The following is a 26,820-nucleotide window of genomic DNA, read 5'->3' as shown; positions in this document are numbered from 1 at the left end:
CCGGACTGCACGGCGGCCAACTATTTCGTGCCGATCTTGTGACCCGACACCTCGGCGCCTGCATCCGGCACCAGCCGCAGGAAGCTCACTGACGAGATGATGCCGATTGCGCCGACGACAAGAAACGCCCATCGGAAATCGACGAGCCCCGGCCCCTCGACACCGCGCAAGGCGACGGAGATGTTGAGCACCGCCGCCGCGATCGCCACGCCGAGCAACATCGAAATCTGCTGCAGCATGCTCGACAGAGTGGAAGCCGAACTGCGTTGTGCAGAACTGATATCGGCAAAGGCCAGTGTATTCAGTGCCGTGAATTCCATTGAGCGCGAGAGACCCGCGGTCATCAACAGCACGTAGATAACAATACGCGGCGTCTCGGGTACGAGAAAGCCGCAGGCGGCAATCGCCGATGCAGCAATCAACCCGTTGAAGAAGAGCACCGCGCGAAATCCAAACCTGGCGAGCAGCGGTGTCGTGACGACCTTCATGCCGAGGTTTCCGAGAAAGTAGACCAGCAGATAGGCACCCGCTTCGATCGAGCTCAATCCGAATCCGAGTTGGAAGAGGAGCGGCAAGAGGAAGGGCGTCGCGTTGATCGCGAGACGGCTCGCCGTCCCGCCTGAAAGGGTCGCGATCGCAAAGGTTTGCACTTTGAAGGCAGACAGATCGAGCAATGGATTGCTGACTCGCCGGAAATGCCGGGTCGCCATGACCGAGAGCACGAGCCCTGCCACCAGCATCAGCAAAATTGGTACCAGCCCGCCATGCCATTTCACCGAGAACTCAAGTGCTGCCAGCAGGAAGGTCAATCCGCCGCCGCTGAGAACGAAGCCAAGTAAATCCAGCCGCCCGGCATCTTCCTCGCGCTGTTCCGGCACGAAACGAAGAACCAGCGCCATGCCGAGCACCCCGATCGGCACATTGATGAGGAAGTTCCAATGCCAACTTGCGTAGGTGGTGATGAAGCTGCCGAGCAGCGGACCGACAACGGGAGCCGTCAGCGCCGGCCAGGTTATCAGCGCGATCGCCTGGACGAGCTCCGATTTGCGGGCATTCTTGAGGACAATGATCCGGCCGACCGGCGTCATCAGCGCACTGCCCGCGCCCTGCACCGCGCGGGCGATGACAAACTCCGCAAGCCCATCGGAGAGCCCACAGAAGAGCGATGCGATCGTAAAGACGGCGATCGAGGCCATGAAGACGCGCCGTGCGCCGTATCGATCCCCAAGCCATCCCGAAAGCGGAATGAAGGCCGCCATCGTCAGCATATAGACCGTGATGCCGATGCTCATGGATATCGGTTGAACGCCAAAACTCGCCGCCATCTGCGGCAATGAAGTGGTGACGATGGTGCCGTCGAGAATCTGCATGAAAAACGAAACGGCAACGACCAGCGCGACGATCTTTGCCCTGCGGATGCTCTCCACATCGTCTTTCTCAGTCGTCTGCATAGCTGTCATTGATCTGCCGATGTGGAATGGATGCATCCGGATAGAATGGACACAGAAGCGGGATCCGAGGCGTGCCGAACAGCACTACCGCTTGATAGGCCGATCGACGCAACCCGAAAAGAGAAAAATCCTGAGATCTCAGAGGATTTTGTGAGTAGGGGCACCGATCAGCGGCGGTTGCGGCTTGCCCCCTACCCGGCTTTTGCACTTCTGGATAAGGCGTCAATCACCGCCTCGGACTCCGCTGTCCAACCGAAGAGCAGCTCGATTGCGAGCAGCGACGCTTCATGGTTGCTGCGCATTGTGTCAGCCGCGATTAGTTCTGCCGTACAGTCCCTAAGCACGATGCAACGATAGTCGCGAAAAGTCGCGTCACGGACTGTGGACTCAACGCAGATGCTGGTCGTGGCACCGGTGAAGATGAGCGTGTTGATCCTCCTGGCGCGAAGGAGGGTATCGAGCGACGTTTCGAAAAATGCACTGTAGCGATGCTTGGAGATCACGGCGTCGCCTGGCTGGGGCTCGAGTTCCGGGATAATTGCAGTGTTCCAGGTATCGCGCACCAGGATTTGGCTTTGGATGCCGTTTGGGGCTACCACGGCTGCCCCGATATTCAGGCGCTTGTGCTTGATGCGATGCGGAGCATCTTCGTTACCGGCATCGGAAAGGTCCGCATTATGCTCTTGCCTGGTGTAGACGATGAGCAATGCGTTACGCCGCGCCGCTTCGAGCAACCGCGAAATCGGCTGAACGAGATGCGCGATGGGCGCGACGTCAAGGCCGGCGCGATCGAACATTCCACCACGGCAGCCGAAGTCGTTCTGCATATCGATGACCATGACGGCAGTCCGGCTAGGATCGAAGCTGACCGCTTCAGGGCGAGCAGCAATGGATAGCTGCATTTCCATTCCCATCCCTCCCAAATCGAGTAGCGTGGTGCTCGAGCTGCCCACAACCATAACACGCTGGAGTCTGCCCGCATCGACCACGGCAAGTCCAAACCCTCGGGAATAGAGCCGGCGACCATAACCGCATAAAGGCAGGATTTGATCCACCGCAACGCCACCTGAGAAAGAACTCGTTATACGCGAATCCTGAAACAGAAACAATTTGACACTTGCATCTTCTGCGGCCACCCTGCCGCAGCAGAGGGGTACTCAGTGCCGGCGCAGGGCAATTGCGACGCCCTGACACACCGTCTCGCTTTTGTACTCTCTTGATCGGCCTCGGAGCACAATTCGATGATCGACACGCTGCTTGTTCTCAACACCGGTTCATCGAGCCTGAAGTTTCAGATCTTCGCGGAACGGGACCTAAACGTGCTGATGAGCGGCAAGGTCACCGGTATTGGTGACACGCCTGAGATGCGTGCGAAGCTTCCCAATGGTGAGGAGACGCGAAGTACCCTGCCCGCGAGCACTGATCACAATCTAGCACTCCGCGCGGTGACCGAGCTCATAGGCGGGCACGATCACGGCTGGCGCACAACAGCCGTTGCCCATCGCGTCGTCCATGGTGGGCAGACCTTCCGAGAGCCCGTCATTGTCACGCCGGATGTGATGCGCCGGCTCGAGGCGCTGATCCCGTTAGCGCCGCTTCACCAACCCCACAATCTCGCCGGTATCACCGCTTCGGCGAGAATCGCGAGCGGAGCGCCCGATATTGCCTGCTTCGACACAGCCTTTCACGCAGGCCACGACGAGCTGACCAGCAGCTTCGCACTACCGCAGGAGATGCGCGACAAAGGCATGCGCCGCTATGGCTTCCATGGGCTTTCCTATGATTGGATTTCTCAGGTGCTGTCCAAGGACTATCCGGACCTCCATGCCGGCCGTGTCGTTGTTGGCCACCTCGGCAATGGCGCCAGCCTCTGTGCGTTGAAGAACGGCGTCAGCGTCGATACGACGATGAGCATGACCGCGCTCGACGGCATTCCTATGGGAACCCGCAGCGGCTCAATCGATCCGGGCGCCGTTCTCTACATGATCCACGACCTGGAGCTCGGCGTCGAAGCGGTCCAGGATATCCTCTATGAGTGTTCGGGCCTGAAAGGCTTGTCCGGCATCAGCAACGACGTCGAGGCATTGCTTCAAAGCGACGATCCCAAAGCCGCCTTTGCGCTCGAGTATTTTGCCCGCAAAACGGCTCAGCATATCGCGATGATGGCCGTCTCCCTAGGCGGCATCGATGCGCTTGTCTTTACGGGCGGGATTGGCGAGCACGCCGCCCCTGTCCGCGAGGCAATCCTGCGAAGGCTGCGCTTCCTGGGTGATTTCAAAACGCTAGTGATCCCGTCCAACGAAGAACGACTGATGGCAACACAAGCGAAAAAGCTTCTCCGTACGGTAGCCTGAGGATCTCCGATCAGGCAACACCGAGCTTGTCGATGAAGCCGCTGACGCCCTTGAGGTTCTCTACCAGGACACGGATGGCGCGCCGCTCCAGTTCGCTCGATACGGTCCCTTCAAGCACCGCTCTGGAATCCTGAACCGATACCTTGATCGCATCGGTGTCGAGACCAAGGTCACCCTGCAGTCGCGCGCGGATGGCGCGGGCGAGAGCATCGTCACCACTTGCCGTTCTCTCGGCCGGCGCCGCAACGATTGCTTTGAGGAGATCGATACGGCTGACGATACCGAGAAGGCGCTTGTCGCTGACGACGGGCACCCGCTTGATCTTGTGCCGGAACATCGCCTCGGCGATCGCCGCAACCGGCGTATCCGGCGTCACGCTGATCACGCTTGCGGACATGACATCCGATACCCGCCAGCTGCGGCTTCGGATATAGTCGTCGAGGTCGACGAGCGACGTCTCATCCGGCTTGCCGGCCGATCTGCCGCCACCGAACTCGATGCGCCGGAGGAGGTCTCCTTCTGTCAGCAGGCCACAAACATTGCCATCGTTGTCGATAACAGGCAGGCCGCTGATATTCTTGGCAACCATCAGGTCTATTGCCTGATGGATGCTGCTATCGGCGCTGATCGTTGTGATGTCGGTGTTCATGATGTCTTGAGCAAACATGCTAATCCCATTGCACTCTGGAGGAAGTCAAATGGTTCCGACGTGACGCTGCGCGAACCGCGCATGCATCCGATGCTGAAAATATTGCGCAAATCCACTCCCAAGTCGATCAGGGATTGCGATCTAATTTGACCGGAGATGCGAAGGCACCGCGCCGACGGAACGGAAGCAGGGTCCTCGCCATCGGCCAATCACCGGCGGGAATGTCCGGCAGCTACTACAGGGGCCGCCGGAGGGTAGCTCGGCCGAGAATGTTCCTGATGGCGCGCATGAAGACCCGCGATCCGGTCGCGATCAGCTCATCGGGAAAATCGTAGTCGGGGTTGTGCAGTCGCGGATGATCTTCACCCGCCCCGAGAAAGAACATCGCTGCGGGCGCCACAGTCCGGAACAGACCGAAGTCTTCAGAAGCTTTCATTGGCAGCAGGCTACTGACATCGTCATGGCTGACGCCCTCGTCATCCAGGGCACGCCGCAGCTCCTTGACCGCTTCGGCGGAATTGTAGCACTGGCGGAACACGTCCTCGTAACTGATCTCCACCTGCAATTGCCCGGCCTTCGCCTGGGTCTGCACCAGTTCCTCGGCGCGGGAAACCAACGCGGCCATCGCTTCATCGGTCAGCGTCCGCAGGGTCGCCCAGATCTGCGCTTCGCCGGGACTGATCCCAAATGCCGGCTCCCCGAGCCGCGCATGTGTGACCGTAACCAGCGAGTAGTCCGGCCCCAGCGGCCCATTGTTGCCCAACGCCGTCAGATCACCGAGCAACCGCGCCAGCACGAAAGTCGGCGCAATGCCCTGCTCCGGATAAGAGGCGTGCGATGTCTTACCCTTTAGAATGATCTTCATTCCGCGCGATGCGCAATTGACCGGCCCCTCCTTGAGAAGGACGTGTCCGAGCCGGATACCCGGGAAGTTATGAAGCGAGAGCGATAGATCCTGCGTCAGCGTCGCAAACTTCGGATCGGCAAGCACGGCCGCTGCCCCTGCACCGTTCTCCTCGGCCGGCTGGAACATCAGGATAACCCGCCCCTTCGCAGGCCGCTCGTGCCCAAGACCCTTCGCGAGTGCCATCAGGATCGCCATGTGACCGTCATGGCCGCAAAGGTGGCCCTTGCCCGGCACCGTCGAACGGTGCGCGACATCGGAGATTTCCTCGATCGGCAGGCCATCCAGTTCCGCACGGATCATGATCGTCGGACCTGATGCCGCTCCTTCATAGACGGCCGCGAGGCCATGGCCGCCGATGCCGGCAACGATGCGATCTGGCCTCGTGCGGCCGAGTTCCTCTGTAACGCGGGATGCGGTTTCCGCCTCCTCACCCGAGACTTCCGGATTGCGATGAAGTTCCCGTCGAAACGCTTTGATTTCGCTTAGTTCTCCATCAGTCAAAAACATCACCAGAATCCTCGGAACACGAACAGCCTCACCTCAAGAGCGCGAGCCTAACCTGCCCGTTTTCCATAGTCGATGAAGAAGTTCACTACTAAGGTCCGCCACGCGCTGCGGATCGGCAGTTCGCGCCGGCAAGCACCTACCCATATATGAGGTTCCTTTTCATATACAGGCGACGCTACCGACCGAACCGAGCTGCACGCTGCGCTTTTCGGCAGCTACGCATTTGTATATGTAAGGTGGCATTCACAGGAGAAATTGATGGAAGCAGATGACGCTGATCGGTACCGCGCTCCGGCGCTGGACAAGGGGCTCGATATCCTCGAGCTTTTGGCCAGCGTCGAGGAAGGGCTGACCCAGGCGGAGATCGCCAAGCGTCTCGATCGTAGCCCCAACGAATTCTATCGCATGCTCGATCGCCTCGTCCGCCGCGGCTACGTGACGAAGCTGGAGGGTGACCGGTTTACACTGACACTCAAGCTATTCGGGCTGGCCCAGTTGCACGCGCCAACACGCCGGCTGGCGTCTTTCGCAATGCCATTGATGCGTGAACTAGCGCAGAAGACCAAACAGGCGAACCACCTGGTCGTCTTTGACCGCGGTTCGGCGGTGGTGATCGCGCAGCACGAGGCGCCGGATTACTGGGGTCTCTCGATCCGCATCGGGTCGCACATCAGTCTCTTCGACACCGGCTCCGGCCACGTGCTTCTTGCGTTCCGAAGCGATGAAGAGCGGCAGATGATGATCGCGGAACACGTGCGCAGCCGCGCGGAAGTGAATCTCGGACCGGAATTTTACGAGCGCCTCGCCCAGATCCGCGAACACGGTTACGAAATGATGGCGAGCGCCCAGACGGCAGGCGTCAATAACCTTTCCGCTCCTATCCTTGGGCCGGACGGACGCTGCATTGCGGCCCTCACCTGCCCCTATATCGCGCTGGTCAATGCCTCGGCAGCGCCCGATATCAGCCAGACGATCACCATGGTGATGAAGACCGCCAACGAGCTTTCGCTGCTCGCCGGTTCTGACGTCGGAATGCCGACATGACCTGGCAGCACGCCGACATATATTCTCACCTGCAGGCCAGTGCCGAGGAAGCCGGGATCACAACCGCGTTTAATGCCGATCCCCGCAAAGCCTTAAGGTCATTGTCAGCTAGCGATCTCATTAGTCCTGGCGACGGATAGACGCCGTCATGGCCATGGAGGATGCCGCTGGAAGGCAGGCATTCAAGGGAGATAGCGTGTGAACGTATTGCTGGTTGAGGACAACGTCCTTTTGGGAGACGCCGTGCGCGATCACATCGCGGCCGACGGTCATTCGGTCGATTGGTGCCTCAATCTCGCGGAAGCAACCCAAGCGGCCGAAACCGGCAAATACGGCGTCATCCTGCTCGACCTGCGCTTGCCCGATGGTAATGGCTTAACCCTATTGAAGGCGCTTAGACGACAAGCGAACTCCGTCCCCGTCATCATTCTGACGGCGCACGACCAGACTTCGGATCAGATCGAGGGCCTGCGAAGCGGCGCGGACGATTTCCTGGTGAAGCCCTTCGGGCTCTCCGAGCTTTCAGAGCGGATGAAAGCGGCAAACCACAAGCACTGAGAGCTGGATTGGCATCCCGAGGCAATCGATACAACGATAGAGCCTATTCCGGCTGTTGCGTTGCAGCAGCCTCGCTGTCTCATCGCTGAAGGCTTGCGAGTTTATCCGCCTGTCGGCGGCATCCGGCGAAAACATCCAGATTCGGATCGTAGGCCTTGGTCGCCACGTCCATGAGCCCGAGCACACTGTGGAAGAAGTTGTCGTGCGAACGGTCCCTGTCTGCCTGCTTAGCCATGCAACTCATATCGAAGCCGGCCCCCTTCGCGAGATCGTCACTGACCCACGCCAGGAACGGCACGTGTGTCTGCTGCGACGGCGCTACGATATAGGGCGCGCCATGCAGGTAGATTCCGTTTTCGCCAAGCGATTCACCGTGATCCGACACGTAGATCGCTGCACCGGCAACCTTGTCGGAATGCTGCTTGAGCTTATCGATGACCGTCGAGACAATGTGGTCCGTGTAGAGGATCGTATTGTCATAGGCGTTGGTAATCTCTTCGGCCGTGCAGCTGCCGAAATCATTCGCCTGGCAATCAGGAACGAAACGTCGGTATTCATCGGGATAACGAGCGAAGTAGGCTGGCCCATGGCTTCCGAGCTGGTGCAAGACCAGCACGCTGTCACCCTTTACGTGGTCGAGCCAATCGTCGACCTTGTCGAGAAGGATAGCGTCGAGGCACTCACCATCCTTGCAAAAACGTGGATCGGCCGACTCCGGCAAGAACGTGAACGGGACCCGGTCGGTGACATGATAGCTGCCGGTGTCATTATCCAGCCAGGATACGTCCACCTTGGCATGGCTCAGCACGTCGAGGAGGTTCTCGGTCGCAAGGCCCTTCCGGTGCGTATAGGCTGTTCGCGGATAGACCGAAAACATGCACGGGATAGAAATTGCCGTCGCTGTGCCGCAGCTGGTCGTTTTCGGAAAATAGACAACGTTCCGCTTTTCGAGCTCCGGATTGGTTTTCCGCGCATAACCGCCAAGCGAGAAGTCATCGGCACGCGCTGTCTCGCCCGCAACGATGATCGTTACGCGCGGCTTGTTAAGGCCGGCAGTGTTCACCCGATGCGCATCCGTACCGAGCGGCTCGGCGACGACATGCGCATCCTGCTCGGACGAAACCGCAAAGCGAATGGTGCTGGTGATCGGTACGAATGGGTTCAGCCGGTCGAGGATGTCTCTGTGGGCGCGCCCGACGCCCGCAAAGGCACGGTAGTCGCCGAATCCGACCACGACGAAGACAGCCAGGCAAGCCACGATCACGCCGGTATTATGAGCAAGTTTGGACAGCACCGGGCGATGCCGGATGCGTACCCAGAGGATGACGAGTGACGGAAGTATACCAGTGAGCATCAAATAAAGGGCAAAACGCGTCGTTATCAGATGCCCTGCCTCCGCGCCCGTCGACACCGCCGCGTTGCGGATCATTTCCTTGTCCACGACCACGCCGAACTGATCGGTAAACCAGGAGCCGGCGGCTGCCGCGAGAACGAAGAAGATCAAAAAAGGCTTGGTGACATATTTGGCGGAGAAGGCCGTGATGATTGCCATGCTCACAGCCGAAATGCCGACGACAAAGAGCACGAACGAGAGATGATCGGCCGCAAAATAGCTATAGGCCGTGCTCCAGAACGATCTGTTTGTCACAAGAAGCAGGTAGAGAGTCGTAGCAAGGCAAAGCGTCACGCTGCCGATTGCGGGCCGCCGCTCGATCAGGCGGACCTTGGTGGCATTATCTTCCAATTGGTCGTCTCCGCGTCCAGATTTTGGCGTCGACGGAACCAGGATCGAATCATCTGTAGTTGATGGCCGTCGAAGAATATTCGCCAGCCATGACCGGATTTTCTGACAGTCACCTGAATAACCTTGGCAAGCGCTGCGGCCGTTCGGCTACCCTTGGATCCCAAAATACCTTTCGAGGCCCTTCCAGCTCCTGTCCATCGCGTAGGTTCCCGACAGGTAAGGAATGGCAATATGGCCGTAGTAGACCGAGAGCTGACGCTCGGCGACGTCCTCATTGATACCGGCCACTTGTTGGCTGTAGAGGACCGACACGAGCCCTGTCCTATCGGCGCCAGATTGGCAGTGGAGAAGGATGGGCTTTGGTGCCGCTCTCATGATCGCCAGCAGCTGCTCGGCGCGCTCGGGCGACAAGACCTTGGACGGCGACATTTCGAAGTCGATATGCTGAACGCCGAGACCGCGTGCAGTTGCAATCTCGTCGGCATACCATTTCTTGCCAACGTGCATCCCGCGCAGGTTTATGACCGTCTCGATGCCATGACTACGCACGTAAGATGCCAACTGCTCAGGCGAGGGTTGCGCCGAACGGTAGAGCTGATCCGCGATGACGGCGTGAAAATTCCCGCTCGCTTGGAGATAAACAATATAGCCCCCGAACATCGCGCCAATCGTAACGGTGCCGATGAGGGATGCCTTCCACCACCGAAAATTCCACAGGCGTTTCATGCCAACCTCGTCGCAACTTTTGCAGCGAGCTAGCATTGCCGGTTTGGCCTGACAACCACCTGAAAACGGCGTCCTGATGGTGGCGTGACGACGGTCAGGCCAACTGATTGCTGAATTGCGCGCCCGACAAGGTGCGTGAGACCGCATTGCGCCAGCCAGCGATCTTCCTCTGTCGCTCTGCCTCCTCCATGGAGGGTTGGAACCGCCGGCTGCACGCCCATGCTTTTCCGAAACTCTCCTTGTCGGGCCAAACCCCTGCTCGCGAACCGGCGAGCCAGGCCGCGCCGAGCGCCGTCGTCTCGACGACAGCCGACCGATCCACCGGGTTTCCGACAACGTCGGCAAGACGCTGCATCGTCCAGTCGGAACTTGCCATGCCGCCATCGACACGCAGGACCGTCTCAATGTGATGGCCGCCCCAATCCTTCCGCATCGCGATGAGGAGATCGAGCGTCTGGTAGGCGACAGACTCGAGCACGGCGCGCGCCAATTCCGCCGGCCCGCTGTTCCTGGTCAAACCGAAGATCGCACCCCTCGCCTCCGGGTCCCAATAGGGAGCACCGAGGCCGGTAAAGGCCGGCACCACATAGACCTGCTGATTGGGATCGGCCCTCATCGCCAGCGTGCCGCTCTCCGATGCGTTTGAAATCAAGCCGAGGCCGTCGCGTAGCCATTGCACCGCCGCACCGGCGATGAAGATCGATCCTTCCAGCGCATAGGTGGTTTCGCCGCCGAGCCGATAGGCGATCGTCGTGATCATCCGGTTGCTGGATGTTACGCAATCCCGCCCCGTATTCAGCAAGGCAAAGCAGCCCGTCCCATAGGTCGATTTCATCATGCCCGCTTCGAAGCAGGCACTACCGATAGTTGCTGCCTGTTGGTCGCCCGCAACACCGAGGATCGGTATCGGCGCACCGAAGATATCCGGATCAGTGACGCCGAAATCGTCCGCGCAGTCCTTGACCTCCGGAAGCATGGATGCCGGGATCCTGAGCAGGCCGAGAAGCTCCTCGTCCCACCTGCCCTCGGTAATGTTGAAAAGCAGCGTTCGCGACGCGTTGGTGGCATCAGTCGCATGAACGCGTCCGCCAGTCAGATTGAAGATCAGCCAGCTGTCGACCGTGCCGAAACAGACCTCGCCTGCCTCGGCGCGCTCCCGCAATCCGTCGACGTTGTCGAGCAGCCAGCGCAGCTTGGTCCCGGAGAAATAAGGATCGAGCAGCAGACCCGTCTTCGCGCTGAACAGTTTCTCATATCCATCCGCCTTGAGACTATCGCAGACTTCAGCCGTCCGCCTGTCCTGCCAGACGATCGCATTGTTAAGCGCCCTGCCCGACTTGCGTTCCCAGACGACCGTTGTCTCGCGCTGGTTGGTGATGCCAATCGCGGCGATATCGGTGAGTGGAATGTTGGCATTCGCCAGCGCTTGCCGCGCCGTGCTAACCACGCTCGTCCAGATCTCATTCGGATCATGCTCGACCCAGCCTGGCTGCGGATAGGATTGTTTGATCTCCTCCTGTGCTGACGAGATCATCTTCATCCCGGCGTCGAAGACGATCGCACGCGAGGACGTCGTGCCCTGGTCGATCGCGAGAATATGGCCGCTCATTGTCTTCTCCGGCGCAATAGCTCACCTCGCCGGCGCGAACGCGCCAGCGGAAGCGATAGGTCATTCATAGGAGGGTGTAATGCCGACGTTATGCGGTCGGCGGTTGGCCGGGGCACACACCCCGGCCAACCTTGCTGATCAGTTCGACTGCCAGCTCTTGACCAGTTCGTCGTAGTTGACGGTAACCGGCTTTTCCTTCTCGTTCTCGATCTTCAGCTGCGGCGCGAGGTTGCCCTTGGCGACCGCATCCTTGTTCCAGAACTCGAGATCATGCTCTTCGGCGAGCTTCGGACCGATATCGCCCTGCACTCCGGCGCGTTCCAGTCGCTGCATCACCTTTTCCTGTTCGGAGCAAAGCGAGTCCATCGCTTCCTGCGCGGTCTTCGCACCGGACGACGCATCGCCGACCGCCTGCCACCAAAGCTGAGCGAGCTTCGGATAGTCAGGAACGTTCGTACCGGTCGGCGACCACTGGACGCGGGCGGGCGAGCGGTAGAACTCGACCAGACCGCCAAGCTTCGGAGCGCGCTCCGTGAAGCTCTTGTCGCGAATGGTGGACTCGCGGATGAAGGTCAGACCGACGTGGCTCTTCTTCACGTCGACCGTCTTCGAGGTCACGAACTGCGCATAGAGCCAAGCGGCCTTGGCGCGATCGTCAGGCGTCGACTTCATCAGCGTCCAGGAACCGACGTCCTGGTAGCCGAGCTTCATGCCGTCCTTCCAGTAGACGCCGTGCGGGCTTGGCGCCATGCGCCACTTCGGCGTACCGTCCTCGTTGACGACTGGCAGACCGGGCTTGACGGCATCGGCCGTGAAGGCGGTGTACCAGAAGATCTGCTGGGCGACTTCGCCCTGCGCCGGCACAGGACCGGATTCGGAGAAGTTCATGCCCTGCGCTGCCGGCGGTGCATAGGCCTTCAACCAATCCAGATACTTCTGGATCGAGTAGACGGCAGCCGGGCCGTTCGTATCGCCGCCACGCGCAACGCACGAACCAACCGGACGCGAGTTCTCGTCGACCTTGATGCCCCACTCGTCGACCGGAAGGCCGTTCGGAAGGCCCTTGTCGCCGTTGCCGGCCATCGATAGCCAGGCATCGGTGAAGCGCCATCCGAGTGATGGGTCCTTCTTGCCGTAGTCCATGTGGCCGAAGACCTTCTTGCCGTTGATCTCACGGCCGGTGAAGAATTCGGCGATGTCCTCGTAGGCAGACCAGTTGACCGGAACGCCGAGATCGTAACCATACTTCGCCTTGAAGTCGGCCTTGTTCTTCTCGTCGTTGAACCAGTCGTAGCGGAACCAGTAGAGGTTCGCGAACTGCTGGTCGGGAAGCTGGTAAAGCTTCTTGTCCGGTGCAGTCGTGAACTTGGTGCCGACGAAGTCGTTGATATCGAGGCCCGGGTTGGTGACATCCTTGCCTTCGTTCGCCATCCAGTCGGTCAGCGAGCGGGCCTGCTGGTAGCGCCAATGCGTACCGATGAGGTCCGAGTCATTGACATAGGCGTCATAGATGTTTTCGCCCGACTGCATCTGCGTCTGCAGCTTTTCGACAACGTCGCCTTCGCCGATGAGATCGTGCGTGATCTTGATACCGGTGATCGCGGTGAAGGCCGGCGCCAGAACCTTCGATTCATATTCGTGCGTCGTCAGGGTTTCGGAAACGACCTTGATGTCCATGCCGGCGAAAGGCTTCGCCGCATCCATGAACCACTGCATTTCCTTTTCCTGGTCCGCGCGGGAAAGCGTCGAAAGATCGCCGATTTCCTTGTCCAGGAAAGTTTTCGCTTCATTCATGCCGGCATAGGCGGCGCCCGCCATGGTCAGCAACATGCCTGCTGTTGTCGCTAGTAAATGCCTTCGCATAATATCCTCCCAGGGTTGCGATTGCAGTCTTCACGTTCAGGCGGCCAGTACCCCCGGCCATCTGTATTTCCCTGCCGTCACACGTAGCGGAAGACGCCGATGGCGTAGACTACGGAGAGGGCAAGAGCCCACCACAGGTTGGGTCCGACAAGACCCAGCCATGCGAGATGTATGTATGCTGCGCCAAGCAGCGACACGAAGAGCCGATCCCCTCGCGTGGTTTCGAACCTGAGGATTCCGACGCGCGGCGAGCCGCCAGGCACGAAATACTCCCAGATGCTCATGCCAACGAGCAGCATGAAAATCGCCAGGAAAAACAATGCAGTCGGCAGCGTCCACGCCATCCAGGAAAAGTTCATGAGTGGTCCTCCCTTGTCAGACGCGGCCGAGCGCGAAGCCCTTGGCGATGTAATTGCGTACGAAGTAGATGACGAGCGCGCCGGGGATGATGGTCAGCACACCGGCAGCCGCCAGCACACCCCAATCCATCCCTGCAGCGGAGACGGTGCGCGTCATGATCGCCGAAATCGGCTTTGCGGCAGTCGTCGTCAGCGTGCGGGCCAGCAGCAGTTCCACCCACGAGAACATGAAGCAGAAGAAGGCGGCGACACCGATCCCTGACGCGATCAGCGGCATGAAGATCCTCACGAAGAACCGCGGGAAAGAATAGCCGTCGATATAGGCCGTTTCGTCGATCTCCTTCGGCACGCCGGACATGAAGCCTTCCAGGATCCAGACTGCCAGCGGCACGTTGAACAGGCAGTGGGCGAGCGCCACGGCGATGTGCGTATCGATCAGCCCGAAAGCCGAATAGAGCTGGAAGAACGGCAGCGCGAAGACGGCCGGCGGTGCCATGCGGTTCGTCAGCAGCCAGAAGAACAGATGCTTGTCGCCCAGGAACCGGTAGCGCGAGAAGGCATAGGCCGCAGGCAGCGCCGCCAGCACCGAGATCACTGTATTCATGACCACGTAGATGATCGAGTTGATGTAGCCGTTGTACCAGGAGGGATCGGTGAAGATCACCATGTAGTTCCCGAGCGTCGGGTTCTGCGGCCACAGCGAGAAGGCGCCGGTGATCTCGGCATTCTCCTTGAAGCTCATGTTCATCAGCCAGTAGATCGGCAGCAGCAGAAAGATGATGTAGACCGTCGAAACGACCCAGGAGAAGTTGCCCGCAGGCTTGTATTTCATTGTTTGAGCCATGGTCCTCTCCTTTCTCAGGCGTTCGCGTCGCTGCTGGTCATGACGGTGTAGAAGACCCATGACAGAAGCAGGATGATAAGGAAGTAGATGATCGACATTGCCGCTGCCGGACCGAGGTCAAACTGGCCAACGGCCATCTTCACAAGGTCAATCGACAGGAAGGTGGTCGAGTTGCCGGGACCGCCGCCGGTGACGACGAAAGGTTCGGTGTAGATCATGAAGCTGTCCATGAAACGCAGCAGGACGGCGATGAGTAGCACGCGCTTCATCTTCGGCAGCTGGATGTAGCGGAAGACGGACCAGCGCGACGCGCCGTCGATCTTCGCTGCCTGAAAATACGCATCCGGGATCGAAACGAGGCCGGCATAGCAGAGCAGCACCACAAGGCTCGTCCAGTGCCAGACGTCCATCAGGATGATGGTGATCCACGCATCGAGGGGGTCGCGGACATAGTTGTAGTCAAACCCCATTGCCTCAAGCGTATGACCAAGCAGGCCGATGTCGACACGCCCGAAAACCTGCCAGATGGTGCCGACCACGTTCCACGGAATGAGCAGCGGCAGCGCCATCAGCACGAGGCAGATCGGTACGCCGATCCCCTTCTTCGGCATGTTGAGGGCAATGAAGATGCCAAGCGGGATCTGCAGCGCCAGAACGATCAGCGAGAAGACGAGATTGCGCTGCAACGCCGCCCAGAAGCGGTCGGAATGAAGCGTCTGCACGAACCAGTCAGTCCCCGCCCAGAAGAACTCGTTGTTCCCGAACGTATCTTGGACCGAGTAGTTCACAACGGTCATCAGCGGAATGACGGCCGAGAAGGCGACCAGCACAAGGACCGGCAGAACCAGAAACCAGGCTTTGTTGTTCCAGGTCTTTTCCATGCTCAGCCCTCCCTGCCGACGCGCCAGGAATTGGCGTAAATATTGATGGCAGCCGGATCGAAGGTCACCCGCGCATCAGCCGGGATTTCGGAGTCCTCCGTCACGACGATGGCGATCGGCTGGCCGGCAAAGGTGGCGCGCACGATCTTCTGCCGTCCAATGTCCTCGACCCTGTTGACGGTGACCGGCATTCCTTCGCGGCCGATATTGACGAACTCCGGGCGTATGCCGAGCTCGGTCTTGGCGCCGGCAGCCGCTTGCGGCGCGTAGTCCAATGACAGCGTCTCGCTGCCGATACGCACCGCGTTGCCCTGCAGTTGCACCGGCAGGACGTTCATGCCCGGCGACCCGATGAAGTAACCGACGAAGGTATGGCTCGGCCGCTCGAAAAGCTCTGCCGGCGTGCCGATCTGGACGATTTGTCCTTCGTACATGACGACAACCTTGTCGGCGAAGGTCAGCGCTTCCGTCTGGTCGTGCGTCACATAGACCATGGTGAAGCCGAACTGCTTGTGCAGGCGCTTCAACTGCGAACGCAGTACCCACTTCATGTGCGGGTCGATCACGGTCAAAGGCTCGTCGAACAGGATCGCGTTGACGTCGTTGCGCACCAGTCCGCGGCCGAGCGAGATCTTCTGCTTCTGGTCGGCCGTCAGGCCCTGTGCCTTGCGCTTGGCCATACCGCCGAGATCGATCATCTCGAGAATGTCGCGAACGCGCCGATCGACTTCCGGCTCGGGGACCCTGCGATTGCGCAGCGGGAAAGCCAGGTTGTCGTAGACAGTCATGGTGTCGTAGATGACCGGGAACTGGAACACCTGCGCAATGTTTCGCGCCTGCGTGGAAAGGTTCGTCACATCCAGGCCATCGAAGAGGATACGGCCGTGCGACGGCTGCAGCAGGCCGGAAATGATGTTGAGTAGCGTCGTCTTTCCGCAGCCGGATGGTCCGAGAAGCGCGTAGGCGCCGCCGTCCCGCCATTCGTGATCGACTTCACGAAGCGCATAGTCTGCGTCGGACTTCGGGTTCGGTCCGTAGGCGTGGCGGATGTGGTCGAGCGTGATGCGTGCCATGTCCTTCTCCCTTACGCCTTTGCGCCAGTTGCGATTGCCCGGCCATCGGTGCCGAACGCCATGACGTGACGGGTGTCGAGGTAGATGTCGACCTCGGTATCCGGATCGATGTTGTGAATGCCGTGGGCAAGCATGACCCAACGGACACCGTCGAAATCCATATGCACAAAGCTTTCGGAGCCTGTGATCTCGGAAACCTGCGTGCGTGCCTGCAGTTTTGCTGCCGTCTGAGTCTGCGGCGAAAGAGCGAGGTGGTGCGGATGGAAGGCGATCGTGACCGGACCATCGGCCATGTCGTCCAAATGCGCGGGCACCGGCAGGATATCAGCTCCTTGCCTTTGGAACGAACCGCCGGCCTTTATCACATCCATGAAATTGAGCGGCGGATCGGCAAAGGTCTTTGCAGTTACGAGGTCGAGCGGATTTCGGTAGACGGCGATCGTCGGTCCGAACTGCGTCACGTGGCCTTCCGAAAGGGTGGCCGTGCTGCCGCCGAGCAGAAGCGCTTCGGAAGGCTCCGTTGTGGCGTAGACGAAGATGGCGCCGGACTGCGCAAAGATCCGCGGCAGTTCGGCACGCAGTTCCTCGCGCAGCTTGTAGTCGAGGTTCGCGAGCGGCTCGTCCATCAGCACAAGGCTGGCATTCTTCACAAGGGCACGCGCAAGCGCCGTGCGCTGCTGCTGGCCGCCGGAGAGATTGAGCGGCGTGCGATCCAGATAGGGCGTAAGGCGCAAGAGTTCGGCGGCCTTGCGCACCTCACGATCGATCGTCGCGGTGTCCTTGCCTGAAATCCGCATTGGCGAGGCGATGTTTTCGTAAACCGTCAGGGCCGGATAGTTGATGAACTGCTGGTAGACCATCGCGACGTTGCGCTTCTGCACCGGCATGCCGGTCACGTCTACGCCGTCGAAATGGACGGAACCGCTCGTCGGTCGATCGAGCCCGGCCATCAGTCGCATCAGCGATGTCTTGCCGGACAGCGTCGGCCCCAGCAGCACATTCAATGTGCCTTTTTCAAATGCAAGATTGGTTGCGTGGATGTGATACTCCCCGCCCACCATCTTTGCAGCGTTCCGCAATTCAAGCATTCCGGTTCCCGTGCCTCCTCAACAGCGGGGACATTACCGCTTCAACCAGCCATCTGCGCCGGTCGCGCGGCCATGTACTCCTCCAATAGCGCAGCCTGTTCCTTGGTCAGGCGCAGGCCGACTTTCGTTCTTCGCCAAAGCACATCCTCTGCGCGTCTGGCCCATTCGTGATCGATGAGATAGCGAACCTCTGCCTCGAAGAGATCGCCTCCGAAACAGTGTCCCAGGTCCTCCGCGCTGGCGGCCCGCCCGAGCAGGACCGACGCCTTGGTGCCGTAGCGGCGCACCAGTTGGCGCGCATGCCGGTCCGCCAGGAACGGATAACCGCCCTTCAGCTTAGCAACCTCCGCCTCGTAGCCGGTCGCGGCGAAATCCCCGCCCGGCAGATGGCTCTTCGCTGTCCAGGACGCGCCTTTGGCGCCGATCGCCTCGGCGATCCTTTCCAGTGCGTGTTCGGATAGGCGCCGATAGGTCGTGAGCTTGCCGCCGAAGACATTGAGCAGCGGTGCGCTTTCACCCTCGCCTTCGATCTTCAGCACGTAGTCGCGGGTCGCCTCCTGCGCCTTGGAAGCGCCGTCGTCAAACAGAGGCCGCACAGCCGAATAGGTCCAGACGATGTCTTCCGGCCGTACCGGCTCCTTGAAATACTCGCTCGCCGCGTTGCAGAGATAGATCGTCTCTTCCTCGGATATCTTCACATCCTTCGGATCGGCCGAGTAGTCGCGGTCGGTGGTACCGATCAGCGTGAAGTCCTGCTCGTACGGGATCGCGAAGATGATGCGGTTGTCCGGGTTCTGGAAGAAATAGGCCCGCGGATCGTCGAACTTCTTCTTTACGACGATGTGGCTGCCCTGCACGAGCCGCACGTGGCGGGCCTCGTTCTGCCCGAAGGCCGTGCGAATGACCTGATCGACCCATGGCCCGGCAGCATTCACCAGCATCCGCGCCTGAAAACTGTTGCCCTGCCCGCTGACGGTGTCGACCGTCTCGATCGACCACAATCCGTTCTCGCGCCGCGCCGAAACGACTCTCGTTCTCGGCATGATCAGCGCGCCGCGGTCGGCCGCGTCCCGCGCATTGAGCACTACCATACGCGCATCGTCGACCCAACCATCCGAATACTCGAACGCCTTCGTGAAGAGTGCCTTCAATGGCTTGGAGGCCGGGTCGCGGCGCATGTCGAGAACCGCGGTCGGCGGCAACAACTTTCGTCCGCCGAGGTGATCGTAGAGAAACAGCCCGAGACGGATCAGCCATGCCGGGCGGATGCCACCCTTGTGATAGGGCAGCACGAAGCGCATCGGCCAGATGATGTGCGGCGCCATCGCCCAGAGCACTTCGCGCTCCATCAGAGATTCGCGCACCAGACGAAACTCGTAGTGCTCGAGATAGCGCAAGCCGCCATGGATGAGCTTGGTCGCGCCGGAAGACGTGCCCGAAGCGAAATCGTTCATTTCCGCAAGCGCGACCGAATAGCCCCGCCCGATCGCATCCCGCGCGATCCCGCAGCCATTGATGCCGCCGCCGATAATGAAAAGATCGTGAATCTGACGGCTCACGTTCCCCCTCCGAGCCAGAATATGCCGCAACGCAACATGCTCACGCATTTGCGAAAGTCAGAGCAATTAAAGCGAAGATTATTCGAATGTCAAACGAATGTTTTTCGAATTCTCAAAACTCACAGATTTGCCGTGAACGTAAACGTCAAATCGAGGACGCAGCGCGTCATCGCCCGGTCCTGCGAGACGGCGGATCCATGCTTGGGCAGAGGCTCAATATTGTTCGGGTGCCCTGAAATACGCGCGGGGAGCGGCTCCCATCGTCCGCCTGAACATCGTGGTGAAGGCGGCGACGCTGTCGTAGCCAAGGTCGAGGGCAACGGCTGTAACCGCCTCCCCGGCTGCGAGGCGGGGCAAGGCGGTGAACACCGCCGCCTGCTGCCGCCAGGTTGAGAGACTGATACCCGTTTCCTTGCGAAAGAACCGAGTAAAGGCGCGCCGGCTCATGGCAAGCCGCTCCGCCCAATCGTCGATGACCAGCCTTGCACTCGGACTTTCCATGAAGCCGCGGCAGAGCGTCGCCAGGCGCGTATCTGAGGGGAACGGCAATCCCAACGGCCGGTCGGGAAGCCGCAAGACCTCCTCGAGCAGCAGCGCCATGATGAGATCCCGTCTGCCGCTCTTGGCCTCGGGCGGCGCAACAGCCTCGGTGATCAACGCTCTGGCAAGATCAGTCAGCGCCACGACGCGGATGGCCGTCGGTGGATCGGCCAAGGCCTGGGGCGAGACATAGGCCGAAAGCATCGCAACATCGCCGAGCATGTCGACGGTGTGGACAAGTCCTGCCGGTATCCACAACGCATGCTGCGGCGGCACCATCCAGCGCCCCAGTATCGACGACACCATAAGCACGCCGGACCGAGCATAGACGAACTGTGCACGGCTGTGACTATGGGGTTCCACATGGTAGCCGGCCGGATATTCCGAGGGGATGGCATAGACCGGCTCTGAGGCTGCCTCGATGGCAGCAAGACGCTCCACATGGAGCTTGGCCAACTCACTCGTCGCCAGGCTTTGCTTGGATTTCACCATTTTTGGCCCACTTGCGAAATAGCAAGACCAAAACACGAAAGCGGGACGACCACAAGTCGGTTATTCCAAAGCCTCGTAGGACGGAGCAGAATCGTGACAGACAGCGCAATGACGGCAGAGAGGCACTCTGCGGAACAGACGGTTTTCGGCATTATCATGGCGGTAAGCTTCTGCCATCTTCTCAACGATACCATGCAGTCGCTGATCCCCGCGCTCTATCCGATGATCAAGGACGGCTACGGCCTCGACTTCACGCAGATCGGCTTCCTCGGCCTCGTGTTCCAGGTCACCGCGTCGCTCCTGCAGCCGCTGATCGGCATTTACACCGACAAACGCCCGTTGCCTTACTCATTGTCTGTCGGCATGGGCTTCACGCTGATCGGCCTGGTGCTGCTCGCATATGCGCACGCCTATTGGGTCTTGCTCATCGGCGCGGGTGTCGTCGGCCTCGGCTCCGCCGTGTTCCATCCAGAATCCTCGCGCGTTGCCCGGCTGGCATCAGGCGGACGCCATGGCCTTGCCCAGTCACTGTTCCAGGTTGGCGGCAACTTCGGCTCGGCGATAGGTCCGCTCCTGGCCGCCTTCATCGTACTACCGCGGGGCCAGCATAGCGTTGCATGGTTCTCGCTCGCAGCTCTGACCGGCATGATCGTCCTGTGGCGCGTCGGCGTCTGGTACGCCGATCACCGCAAGAATAACGCCGGTCGCAAGGCGGCGGCACCCGCGGTCCATCTCCCACGCAACAAGGTCATTGCGGCGATCGGTGTCCTGGCACTGCTAGTGTTCTCGAAATACGTCTACATGACGAGCCTTTCGAGCTACTACACTTTCTATATGATCGAACGCTTCGGAGTGTCGGTGCAGCACGCGCAGATTCTGCTGTTCGTATTCCTCGGCGCCGTGGCCATCGGCACCGTCGCCGGCGGCCCTGTCGTCGACTGGTTCGGCACCAAGTTCGTCATTTGGTTCTCGATCCTCGGCGCCCTGCCCTTCACCCTTGCCCTGCCTTATGCCGACTACAACTGGACGGTCTTCCTGACCTTCCTGATCGGCATCATCCTGGCCTCCGCCTTCTCGGCCATCGTCGTCTTTGCGCAGGAGCTGGTTCCGGGTCGTGTCGGCATGATTGCCGGCCTGTTCTTCGGCTTTGCCTTCGGTATCGGCGGCATTGGCGCAGCAGGCCTCGGCATGGTGGCCGACCACATGGGCATCGAGTTCGTCTACAAAATCTGCTCGTATTTACCGCTGCTCGGCCTGTTGACCATCTTCCTGCCGGACATCGGCAAGGGCCGCCGCCACACCACGAAAGCGGGCAAGTAAGCGAACACCCGCAGGATTACCAATCGGCATAGGGGGCGATCGATGTGATCGCACCCCTGCCACACCACCCGGCATGCGGGTCCGCACCGGGTGGTTCGAGAGATTGAGGTTAGACGAGCCTGGGCATTCCAAGTTGGTCAGCCCATCTAATGGTGAGGGTGGCGTTAAGGAGCTTGCCGCTGTTGCGCCACCAGCGACCGGCATTTGCTGCCACTTGCTGGCCACCCCAGGTTACGGTGGGACTTCCACCCACAAGAATGCGCCCATGCTGGGCGCACAACGACAAGGGCCGAGATCACCATCTCGGCCCTTTTCAGCCTTCGGCAGCTGGCGTGTACCTAAACCCTTTCGCACTCAGTCTGCAGTGGTTGGCACTTGCTGGACTGCGTGCTTTCCAATCCGAAAACTTTCGATTCGCACGGCAAAAAGATGCAGTGGCTGGCGATTGCGTTGACTCTGCGCACCATCGATTGTACCGATTGACATACTGTTTACCGATCGGTACAGAAACGAGCACTAGGAGATCGAAACCATGCCTGAACACCGCCCACCACTCCCTCCCTTCACCCGCGAAACCGCGGCTGCCAAAGTCCGAGCCGCAGAGGATGGATGGAACAGTTGCGATCCCGACAGGGTGTCACTCGCCTATACCGTTGACAGTTACTGGCGCAATCGCGCGGAATTTGTCCAAGGGCGGGAAAAGATCGTCGAGTTCCTGACCAGGAAATGGCGCAAGGAACTCGAGTATCGGCTGATCAAGGAACTGTGGGCCCACGACGGCGACCGCATCGCGGTTCGCTTCGCCTACGAATACCGCGACGACTCCGGGAACTGGTATCGGGCATACGGCAACGAGAACTGGGAGTTCGACGCGAGCGGCCTGATGCACCACCGCTATGCTTGCATCAACGATATGCCCATCAAGGAATCCGAACGCAAGTTTTTCTGGGATCGGTCCGGCCCCAGGCCTGCTGACCACCCAAGCCTTTCTGAATTGGGACTGTAACACATGCCAAAGATCGTCGCCGAGCGCTCCGACGCAATCCCATCCCTGGCCGAAGTCTTTCGGGAGTATGGCTTCGAGGGCGCAAGTCTTTCAACCATCACGGAAAAAACAGGACTCGGAAAGGGAAGCCTCTATCACTTCTTTCCCGGCGGAAAGGAAGAGATGGCCATAGCCGTGCTCGGCGAGATCGACGAATGGTTCGTGACACAGGTTTTCGAACCGTTACGGAACGGGGATGATCCGCGCTCCGCTATCTCCGACATGTTTCGCTCTGTTTCCCGGTATTTTCGCTCCGGCAGCCGAGTGTGCCTCGTTGGTGCGTTCGCACTCGATAATGTCCGCAACCGGTTCAGCGCTCAGGTCAGGGACTACTTCGCCGAATGGCATAGCGCGCTTGCCTCAGCTCTCACGCGAGCCGGATGCCTCGAGTCGGATGCCGCCGCGCTGGCCGAGGAGACCGTCGTTGCCGTTCAGGGAGCCCTCGTGGTCGCCAGAGCACTCGACGAGCCTGAGGTTTTCGAACGGACCCTTCAGCGGGTCCAGTCCCGACTTTTTGCCGCGACCAGTGGAGAGAAGCAGAGATGAAGAAGCACCGGAATAATTCCGTCATCCTCGCACCCTGGCGGGTTAAGCGCGCCGTGGATTTCATCGAACTCAACCTGGCGACCTCGCTTCGGCTCGCGGACATAGCGCACGCGGCGGGGCTCAGTCCAATGCACTTCGCAGCAGGGTTCCGGTCGGCGACGGGCTTCAGTCCACGCGTCTATCTGCAGGAACGTCGGATAAAGCGCGCGAAAGCGAAGCTGATCAGCGATGGCCTGAGCATCGATGAAATCGCGATCGACGTCGGATTTCGATCGCGGACCCATTTCATCACAGTGTTCCGACGCCAAACGGGGCATCCTCCGGCACGCTGGCGGCGTTGCAGCGTTTAATTTAGATAGCGGTGAAGCCGTTGTCGACGAAGAGATGCGCGCCATTGACGAACATCGACTCGTCGCTAGCGAGATAGAGCGCGGCGCGTGCCACGTCCTCGGGTTCGCCGATCCGTCCCTGCTGGGCGGCAATAGCCGCGTCCGACACATCGACGCCGAATGCCTGCAATTCGCTGACCTCGCGCAATCCGTGCGGCGTGCGGATGAAGCCGGGGCAGACGGCGTTGCAGCGGATGTTGCGATCCCTGAATTCGACCCCGATCGCACGAGCAAACATATGCACAGCGCCCTTCGTCGTGTCGTAGAGCACTTCCATCGGCGTTGCGGCCACGGCCGAGATTGATGACGTGCAGACGATGGAACCACCGCCCGCGGCGATCATCCCCGGCAGGACCGCCCGCGTCATCAGGAACATCGATCGCACGTTGACCGCGTGCAGCCACTCCCACTCCTCGAGCGTGGTCTCCAGGAACGGCTTGATGACGATAGTGCCGGCGTGATTGAAGAGCACGGTGACGGCGCCGAACCTATCCTCCACACCCCTGACGGCCGCGACGACGGCGGCCTCCTCCGACACGTCGGCGACCCAGTAGTCGGCGACATGACCGGCGGAACAAATCTCCTCCGCCGTTTGCCGTGCTGCCGCTTCATTCCGGTCAATGATCGCTACCCTAGCGCCCTCGGCAGCGAAGAGGCGCGAGGCCGCTCCGCCCATGCCCGTCGCGCCGCCTGAAATAATTGCAATCTTCCCCTTCAGCCGGTCGACCATGACCCCAATCCCCTTGCTCCCGTTGTTCGCCGTCACTCACTCGTCGTCGAGTGGGCGTCTGCCGATGCAGTGTTGAAGAGAGTCCCGGTCAATGTCCAGACGCACCTGCGTCGCCCGGTAACCTTACCAAATAACCAACAAAACAGCTTTCGGTTGTCTCAACACGCAACACCGGGCATGTGTGTTTCCAGCGGCTCACCATCAGCCGCGGTCCGGAAGGGGTCCGGATCGATAGAGCCCGCCCCCGAGGGGCCTGGGGCGGGCTTCCCAACTCTTACAAAGACATACGTGTCTGTGACAACCTACTAGGCGGGCTTGCGCCTTACTGATTTGGCGCCGCCGACGCTCCACGCAGGACGTCGGCAGCTTGGCACACGCTAAAGCTGCTCGGCCTTGTGGCGCGCTATTCTACAAGAAATGCGCGGAAATCATTCACGTTGGTACCTGTCGGTCCCGGAACGAACAGATCGCCCGCGAGGTTGAAGGCCGACCACGCATCATGGCCCGCCAGGAACGCGCGCGCATCGCCGCCGGCGCTCCTGATCCGCGCCACCGTCCCGCCGTCACAGAAGGCGCCAGCATTGTCTTCGGAGCCGTCGATACCGTCGGTATCAGCGGCCATCGCTACAACGCCATCGACTCCTTGTAGATCGATCGCCGCCGAGAGGAGAAGCTCGGAATTTCGCCCGCCCTTGCCATATGTTCCGGTTCCGATGCTGACCGTAGTCTCCCCGCCCGAAAGCAGCACGAGAGGCTTTGGAGCCGGCGGTCTCGTCAAAAACTCCCGAGCAAGCGCCGCATGCATCCGGCCGATATCCTTCGCCTCCCCTTCGATCGAATCCGAAAGGATGAGGGGTTGCACGAAGAGAGATCTTGCCCGATCGGCAGCCGCCTCCAGGGACACCCGCGCCGAGGCGATCACATGCACTTCGTTGTTGGCGAAGACGCGGTCACCGGCACTTGGCGCTCTGGTATTGCGGATACAATCGATCACGCGCGCCGGGAGATCGATCCGGTAGTCCCGGATCACTCGTAGCGCCTCCTCCGCATCGCTGCTGTCGGGAACCGTCGGCCCCGACGCAACGAAGGCCGGATTGTCGCCCGGAACATCGGAGACGACGAGGCTGACGACCTTTGCCGGATGGGCAAGTGCGGCAAGCCGTCCCCCCTTGATGCGGGAGAAATGCTTCCGCACCACATTCATCCCGGAGATCGGCGCGCCCGACGCCAGCAGCGATTCGTTCAACGCGCTCTCGTCGGTGAGGGTGAAACCGGTCGGCGGGGCCGGCAGCAAGGCCGAGCCGCCGCCGGATATCAGTGCGATCACCAGATCATCACACGTCAGCCCATGCAGATGGTTCATCAGCGCCTCGGCGGCGATAAGACCGGCTCTGTCTGGGACCGGATGAGCCGCCTGGAGAATCTTCGTCGATCGGCACTCTGCGATTGGCCCATGCCTGGCAACAACGAGACCTTCGAAGGGATGAGACCAAGCGCGTTCGAAAGCGGCCGCCATCTGGCTTGCGGCCTTCCCTGCCCCAACAACGATTGTCCTGCCTTTCGGCGGATCAGGAAGTTGGCGAACCAGGGCCTCGTAAGGATCGGCGGCCTTGACGGCTTGGTGAAACAGGGTTTGCAGGAAAGCTCGTGGATCGGAAATCAAACCCTACTCCATTTTCAAAGTTCGCAGTCCGAACACCTGCCTGGTCTGGCGGGCGATTGCCCTGCCCTCTGGCGCGTTTCATTTGCGCTCGTGAGCGAGGATCGCGGCAGGCAACGGCGGAAGTCTCCGGATAAGGTCGGAGCCTCGTTCGCCAACCATGATGGTCGGTGCGTTGTTGTACGATGGAATTCGCGGCATGACCAACGAATCACGCACGCGAAGCCTCTAGACCATGGACCCTGGAATCGAGACCGACAACAGCTTCCGGTCCGATCCCTTCTCACGCGTACCGACGGATGCTGGTCTGTCTTGGCACTCGCGCAGCCCCACATCCGAGCTGTTCATGTTTGGAATCCTGGCTCCTGGTTTAAGCGATTCGGGTTTGGCTTTGCGGATCGAAGAACACGGCCTTGTCGAGGTTGAAGGCGAGGCGGGCGTGCTGGCCGGCCTGGATGCGGGCGTCGGCCCTGAGCCGCGCCACGACCTCCTTGCCGCCGAGCTTGGTGACCGCGAAGGTGTCGGATCCGGCCGGTTCCACCACCTCGATCAGGCAGTCGCTTTCGGCCAGCGCCTTGGCGTTGCGGTCCGCACCGTCAGGATCGGTCAGCGCCTCGGGGCGGATGCCGAAGACGATCTCGCGGCCGGTATGCGCTTCGAGCGCGCCGTTGCCCGCCGTGACAGGCAGCCGGATCGGCTCGCCCTGCGGCCGCGAAAGCGACACGGTCAGGCCGGACGCCCCCTTCTCGATCGTCCCCGCGAGGAGGTTCATCGCCGGCGAGCCCATGAAGTCGGCGACGAACATGTTGGCCGGGTTGTTGTAGATCTCGGCCGGCGTGCCGAACTGCTGCACCTCGCCGTCGCGCATGACGGCGATCTTGG

The 26,820-nt window shown here is 60.4% G+C and carries 25 protein-coding genes and 1 pseudogene; 7 read left to right on the top strand and 19 right to left on the bottom strand.

Features of this window, described 5'->3' with window-relative positions; genetic code table 11:
* Positions 1-20: 20 nt before the first annotated feature.
* Positions 21-1,460 (bottom strand): MFS transporter, encoded by a 1,440-nt coding sequence (locus C934_RS0100145; RefSeq protein WP_026371450.1) that lies wholly within the window; start codon positions 1,458-1,460, stop codon positions 21-23.
* A gap of 182 nt (positions 1,461-1,642) precedes the next feature.
* Positions 1,643-2,506, bottom strand: a complete 864-nt coding sequence (locus C934_RS0100140; RefSeq protein ID WP_245267893.1) for a cysteine hydrolase family protein — start codon at positions 2,504-2,506, stop codon at positions 1,643-1,645.
* A 186-nt stretch (positions 2,507-2,692) separates the two neighbouring features.
* On the opposite strand from C934_RS0100140, the gene C934_RS0100135 reads away from it, so the two are divergent.
* Positions 2,693-3,805 (top strand): acetate/propionate family kinase, encoded by a 1,113-nt coding sequence (locus C934_RS0100135; protein ID WP_018854689.1) that lies wholly within the window; start codon positions 2,693-2,695, stop codon positions 3,803-3,805.
* Positions 3,806-3,815: 10 nt separating this feature from the next.
* Here C934_RS0100135 and C934_RS0100130 read toward each other — a convergent pair whose 3' ends face one another.
* Both C934_RS0100130 and C934_RS0100125 read right to left on the bottom strand, forming a co-directional pair.
* A complete protein-coding gene (locus C934_RS0100130; protein ID WP_018854688.1) occupies positions 3,816-4,472 on the bottom strand; it encodes a CBS domain-containing protein in 657 nt (218 codons plus the stop codon).
* Positions 4,473-4,689: 217 nt separating this feature from the next.
* The gene (locus tag C934_RS0100125; protein WP_018854687.1) at positions 4,690-5,868 is read right to left on the bottom strand and encodes an amidohydrolase; all 1,179 of its coding nucleotides are present in this window, start codon (positions 5,866-5,868) and stop codon (positions 4,690-4,692) included.
* Positions 5,869-6,126: 258 nt separating this feature from the next.
* On the opposite strand from C934_RS0100125, the gene C934_RS0100120 reads away from it, so the two are divergent.
* Positions 6,127-6,912 (top strand): IclR family transcriptional regulator, encoded by a 786-nt coding sequence (locus tag C934_RS0100120; protein ID WP_018854686.1) that lies wholly within the window; start codon positions 6,127-6,129, stop codon positions 6,910-6,912.
* Between the two features lie 198 nt (positions 6,913-7,110).
* Positions 7,111-7,470 (top strand): response regulator, encoded by a 360-nt coding sequence (locus C934_RS0100115; protein WP_018117053.1) that lies wholly within the window; start codon positions 7,111-7,113, stop codon positions 7,468-7,470.
* Positions 7,471-7,549: 79 nt separating this feature from the next.
* Here C934_RS0100115 and C934_RS0100110 read toward each other — a convergent pair whose 3' ends face one another.
* The 11 genes from C934_RS0100110 to C934_RS0100060 form a co-directional block, all read right to left on the bottom strand.
* Positions 7,550-9,214, bottom strand: a complete 1,665-nt coding sequence (locus tag C934_RS0100110; protein WP_018854684.1) for a phosphoethanolamine transferase — start codon at positions 9,212-9,214, stop codon at positions 7,550-7,552.
* A 147-nt stretch (positions 9,215-9,361) separates the two neighbouring features.
* On the bottom strand, positions 9,362-9,940 hold the full coding sequence (locus C934_RS0100105) for a dual specificity protein phosphatase family protein (protein ID WP_018854683.1): 579 nt from the start codon (positions 9,938-9,940) through the stop codon (positions 9,362-9,364).
* 94 nt (positions 9,941-10,034) lie between these two features.
* Positions 10,035-11,549, bottom strand: a complete 1,515-nt coding sequence (gene glpK, locus C934_RS0100100) for a glycerol kinase GlpK (RefSeq protein WP_018854682.1) — start codon at positions 11,547-11,549, stop codon at positions 10,035-10,037.
* Between the two features lie 138 nt (positions 11,550-11,687).
* On the bottom strand, positions 11,688-13,412 hold the full coding sequence (locus tag C934_RS0100095) for an ABC transporter substrate-binding protein (RefSeq protein ID WP_026371448.1): 1,725 nt from the start codon (positions 13,410-13,412) through the stop codon (positions 11,688-11,690).
* Between the two features lie 77 nt (positions 13,413-13,489).
* On the bottom strand, positions 13,490-13,771 hold the full coding sequence (locus tag C934_RS0100090) for a DUF2160 domain-containing protein (RefSeq protein ID WP_018117058.1): 282 nt from the start codon (positions 13,769-13,771) through the stop codon (positions 13,490-13,492).
* 16 nt (positions 13,772-13,787) lie between these two features.
* Positions 13,788-14,615 (bottom strand): carbohydrate ABC transporter permease, encoded by an 828-nt coding sequence (locus C934_RS0100085; protein ID WP_018117059.1) that lies wholly within the window; start codon positions 14,613-14,615, stop codon positions 13,788-13,790.
* Between the two features lie 14 nt (positions 14,616-14,629).
* Positions 14,630-15,496: a carbohydrate ABC transporter permease gene (locus C934_RS0100080; protein ID WP_018854680.1), complete on the bottom strand. Its 867-nt coding sequence runs from the start codon at positions 15,494-15,496 to the stop codon at positions 14,630-14,632.
* A gap of 2 nt (positions 15,497-15,498) precedes the next feature.
* Positions 15,499-16,569 (bottom strand): ABC transporter ATP-binding protein, encoded by a 1,071-nt coding sequence (locus tag C934_RS0100075; protein WP_018854679.1) that lies wholly within the window; start codon positions 16,567-16,569, stop codon positions 15,499-15,501.
* A gap of 11 nt (positions 16,570-16,580) precedes the next feature.
* A complete protein-coding gene (locus C934_RS0100070) occupies positions 16,581-17,657 on the bottom strand; it encodes an ABC transporter ATP-binding protein (RefSeq protein ID WP_018854678.1) in 1,077 nt (358 codons plus the stop codon).
* A gap of 41 nt (positions 17,658-17,698) precedes the next feature.
* A complete protein-coding gene (gene glpD / locus C934_RS0100065) occupies positions 17,699-19,216 on the bottom strand; it encodes a glycerol-3-phosphate dehydrogenase (RefSeq protein ID WP_018854677.1) in 1,518 nt (505 codons plus the stop codon).
* A 213-nt stretch (positions 19,217-19,429) separates the two neighbouring features.
* On the bottom strand, positions 19,430-20,248 hold the full coding sequence (locus tag C934_RS0100060; protein ID WP_018854676.1) for an AraC family transcriptional regulator: 819 nt from the start codon (positions 20,246-20,248) through the stop codon (positions 19,430-19,432).
* 108 nt (positions 20,249-20,356) lie between these two features.
* Here C934_RS0100060 and C934_RS0100055 point away from each other — a divergent pair, with 108 nt between their 5' ends.
* The 4 genes from C934_RS0100055 (at position 20,357) to C934_RS0100040 (ending at position 23,509) form a co-directional block, all read left to right on the top strand.
* Positions 20,357-21,568 (top strand): MFS transporter, encoded by a 1,212-nt coding sequence (locus tag C934_RS0100055; RefSeq protein ID WP_018117065.1) that lies wholly within the window; start codon positions 20,357-20,359, stop codon positions 21,566-21,568.
* A 532-nt stretch (positions 21,569-22,100) separates the two neighbouring features.
* Positions 22,101-22,574, top strand: coding sequence for a nuclear transport factor 2 family protein (locus C934_RS0100050; RefSeq protein ID WP_018854675.1), 474 nt, complete (start codon positions 22,101-22,103; stop codon positions 22,572-22,574).
* 3 nt (positions 22,575-22,577) lie between these two features.
* On the top strand, positions 22,578-23,159 hold the full coding sequence (locus C934_RS0100045; protein WP_018854674.1) for a TetR/AcrR family transcriptional regulator: 582 nt from the start codon (positions 22,578-22,580) through the stop codon (positions 23,157-23,159).
* A 53-nt stretch (positions 23,160-23,212) separates the two neighbouring features.
* Complete coding sequence (locus C934_RS0100040; RefSeq protein ID WP_245267892.1) at positions 23,213-23,509, top strand: helix-turn-helix domain-containing protein; 297 nt, start codon at positions 23,213-23,215, stop codon at positions 23,507-23,509.
* Between the two features lies 1 nt (position 23,510).
* Here the strand turns inward: C934_RS0100040 and C934_RS0100035 are convergent, their stop codons facing one another.
* From C934_RS0100035 to C934_RS0100025, 4 genes and pseudogenes are all read right to left on the bottom strand, one after another.
* A complete protein-coding gene (locus C934_RS0100035; RefSeq protein ID WP_018854672.1) occupies positions 23,511-24,278 on the bottom strand; it encodes an SDR family NAD(P)-dependent oxidoreductase in 768 nt (255 codons plus the stop codon).
* Positions 24,279-24,681: 403 nt separating this feature from the next.
* On the bottom strand, positions 24,682-25,941 hold the full coding sequence (locus C934_RS0100030) for a glycerate kinase type-2 family protein (protein WP_018854671.1): 1,260 nt from the start codon (positions 25,939-25,941) through the stop codon (positions 24,682-24,684).
* A gap of 14 nt (positions 25,942-25,955) precedes the next feature.
* A pseudogene (locus C934_RS35450) lies at positions 25,956-26,270 on the bottom strand (GMC oxidoreductase); the annotation flags it as partial.
* A gap of 38 nt (positions 26,271-26,308) precedes the next feature.
* Positions 26,309-26,820: TOBE domain-containing protein (locus C934_RS0100025; protein ID WP_026371446.1), on the bottom strand; the 512-nt coding region annotated here is incomplete at its 5' end.

This window comes from Rhizobium sp. 42MFCr.1 (assembly GCF_000377185.1).
Classification (GTDB): domain Bacteria; phylum Pseudomonadota; class Alphaproteobacteria; order Rhizobiales; family Rhizobiaceae; genus Rhizobium; species Rhizobium altiplani.
The sequence above is the reverse complement of the archived record's forward strand: the minus strand, read 5'-3'. Positions and strand labels throughout refer to the sequence as shown.

Bases quoted from the DNA above. Each gene is read 5' to 3' on its own strand.
- C934_RS0100145 (WP_026371450.1), bottom strand. From the start codon at position 1,460: ATGACAGCTATGCAGACGACTGAGAAAGACGATGTGGAGAGCATCCGC.
- C934_RS0100135 (WP_018854689.1), top strand. From the start codon at position 2,693: ATGATCGACACGCTGCTTGTTCTCAACACCGGTTCATCGAGCCTGAAG.
- C934_RS0100130 (WP_018854688.1), bottom strand. From the start codon at position 4,472: ATGTTTGCTCAAGACATCATGAACACCGACATCACAACGATCAGCGCC.
- C934_RS0100125 (WP_018854687.1), bottom strand. From the start codon at position 5,868: ATGTTTTTGACTGATGGAGAACTAAGCGAAATCAAAGCGTTTCGACGG.
- C934_RS0100120 (WP_018854686.1), top strand. From the start codon at position 6,127: ATGGAAGCAGATGACGCTGATCGGTACCGCGCTCCGGCGCTGGACAAG.
- C934_RS0100105 (WP_018854683.1), bottom strand. From the start codon at position 9,940: ATGAAACGCCTGTGGAATTTTCGGTGGTGGAAGGCATCCCTCATCGGC.
- glpK (WP_018854682.1), bottom strand. From the start codon at position 11,549: ATGAGCGGCCATATTCTCGCGATCGACCAGGGCACGACGTCCTCGCGT.
- C934_RS0100095 (WP_026371448.1), bottom strand. From the start codon at position 13,412: ATGCGAAGGCATTTACTAGCGACAACAGCAGGCATGTTGCTGACCATG.
- C934_RS0100090 (WP_018117058.1), bottom strand. From the start codon at position 13,771: ATGAACTTTTCCTGGATGGCGTGGACGCTGCCGACTGCATTGTTTTTC.
- C934_RS0100085 (WP_018117059.1), bottom strand. From the start codon at position 14,615: ATGGCTCAAACAATGAAATACAAGCCTGCGGGCAACTTCTCCTGGGTC.
- C934_RS0100080 (WP_018854680.1), bottom strand. From the start codon at position 15,496: ATGGAAAAGACCTGGAACAACAAAGCCTGGTTTCTGGTTCTGCCGGTC.
- C934_RS0100075 (WP_018854679.1), bottom strand. From the start codon at position 16,569: ATGGCACGCATCACGCTCGACCACATCCGCCACGCCTACGGACCGAAC.
- C934_RS0100070 (WP_018854678.1), bottom strand. From the start codon at position 17,657: ATGCTTGAATTGCGGAACGCTGCAAAGATGGTGGGCGGGGAGTATCAC.
- C934_RS0100060 (WP_018854676.1), bottom strand. From the start codon at position 20,248: ATGGTGAAATCCAAGCAAAGCCTGGCGACGAGTGAGTTGGCCAAGCTC.
- C934_RS0100055 (WP_018117065.1), top strand. From the start codon at position 20,357: ATGACGGCAGAGAGGCACTCTGCGGAACAGACGGTTTTCGGCATTATC.
- C934_RS0100050 (WP_018854675.1), top strand. From the start codon at position 22,101: ATGCCTGAACACCGCCCACCACTCCCTCCCTTCACCCGCGAAACCGCG.
- C934_RS0100045 (WP_018854674.1), top strand. From the start codon at position 22,578: ATGCCAAAGATCGTCGCCGAGCGCTCCGACGCAATCCCATCCCTGGCC.
- C934_RS0100035 (WP_018854672.1), bottom strand. From the start codon at position 24,278: ATGGTCGACCGGCTGAAGGGGAAGATTGCAATTATTTCAGGCGGCGCG.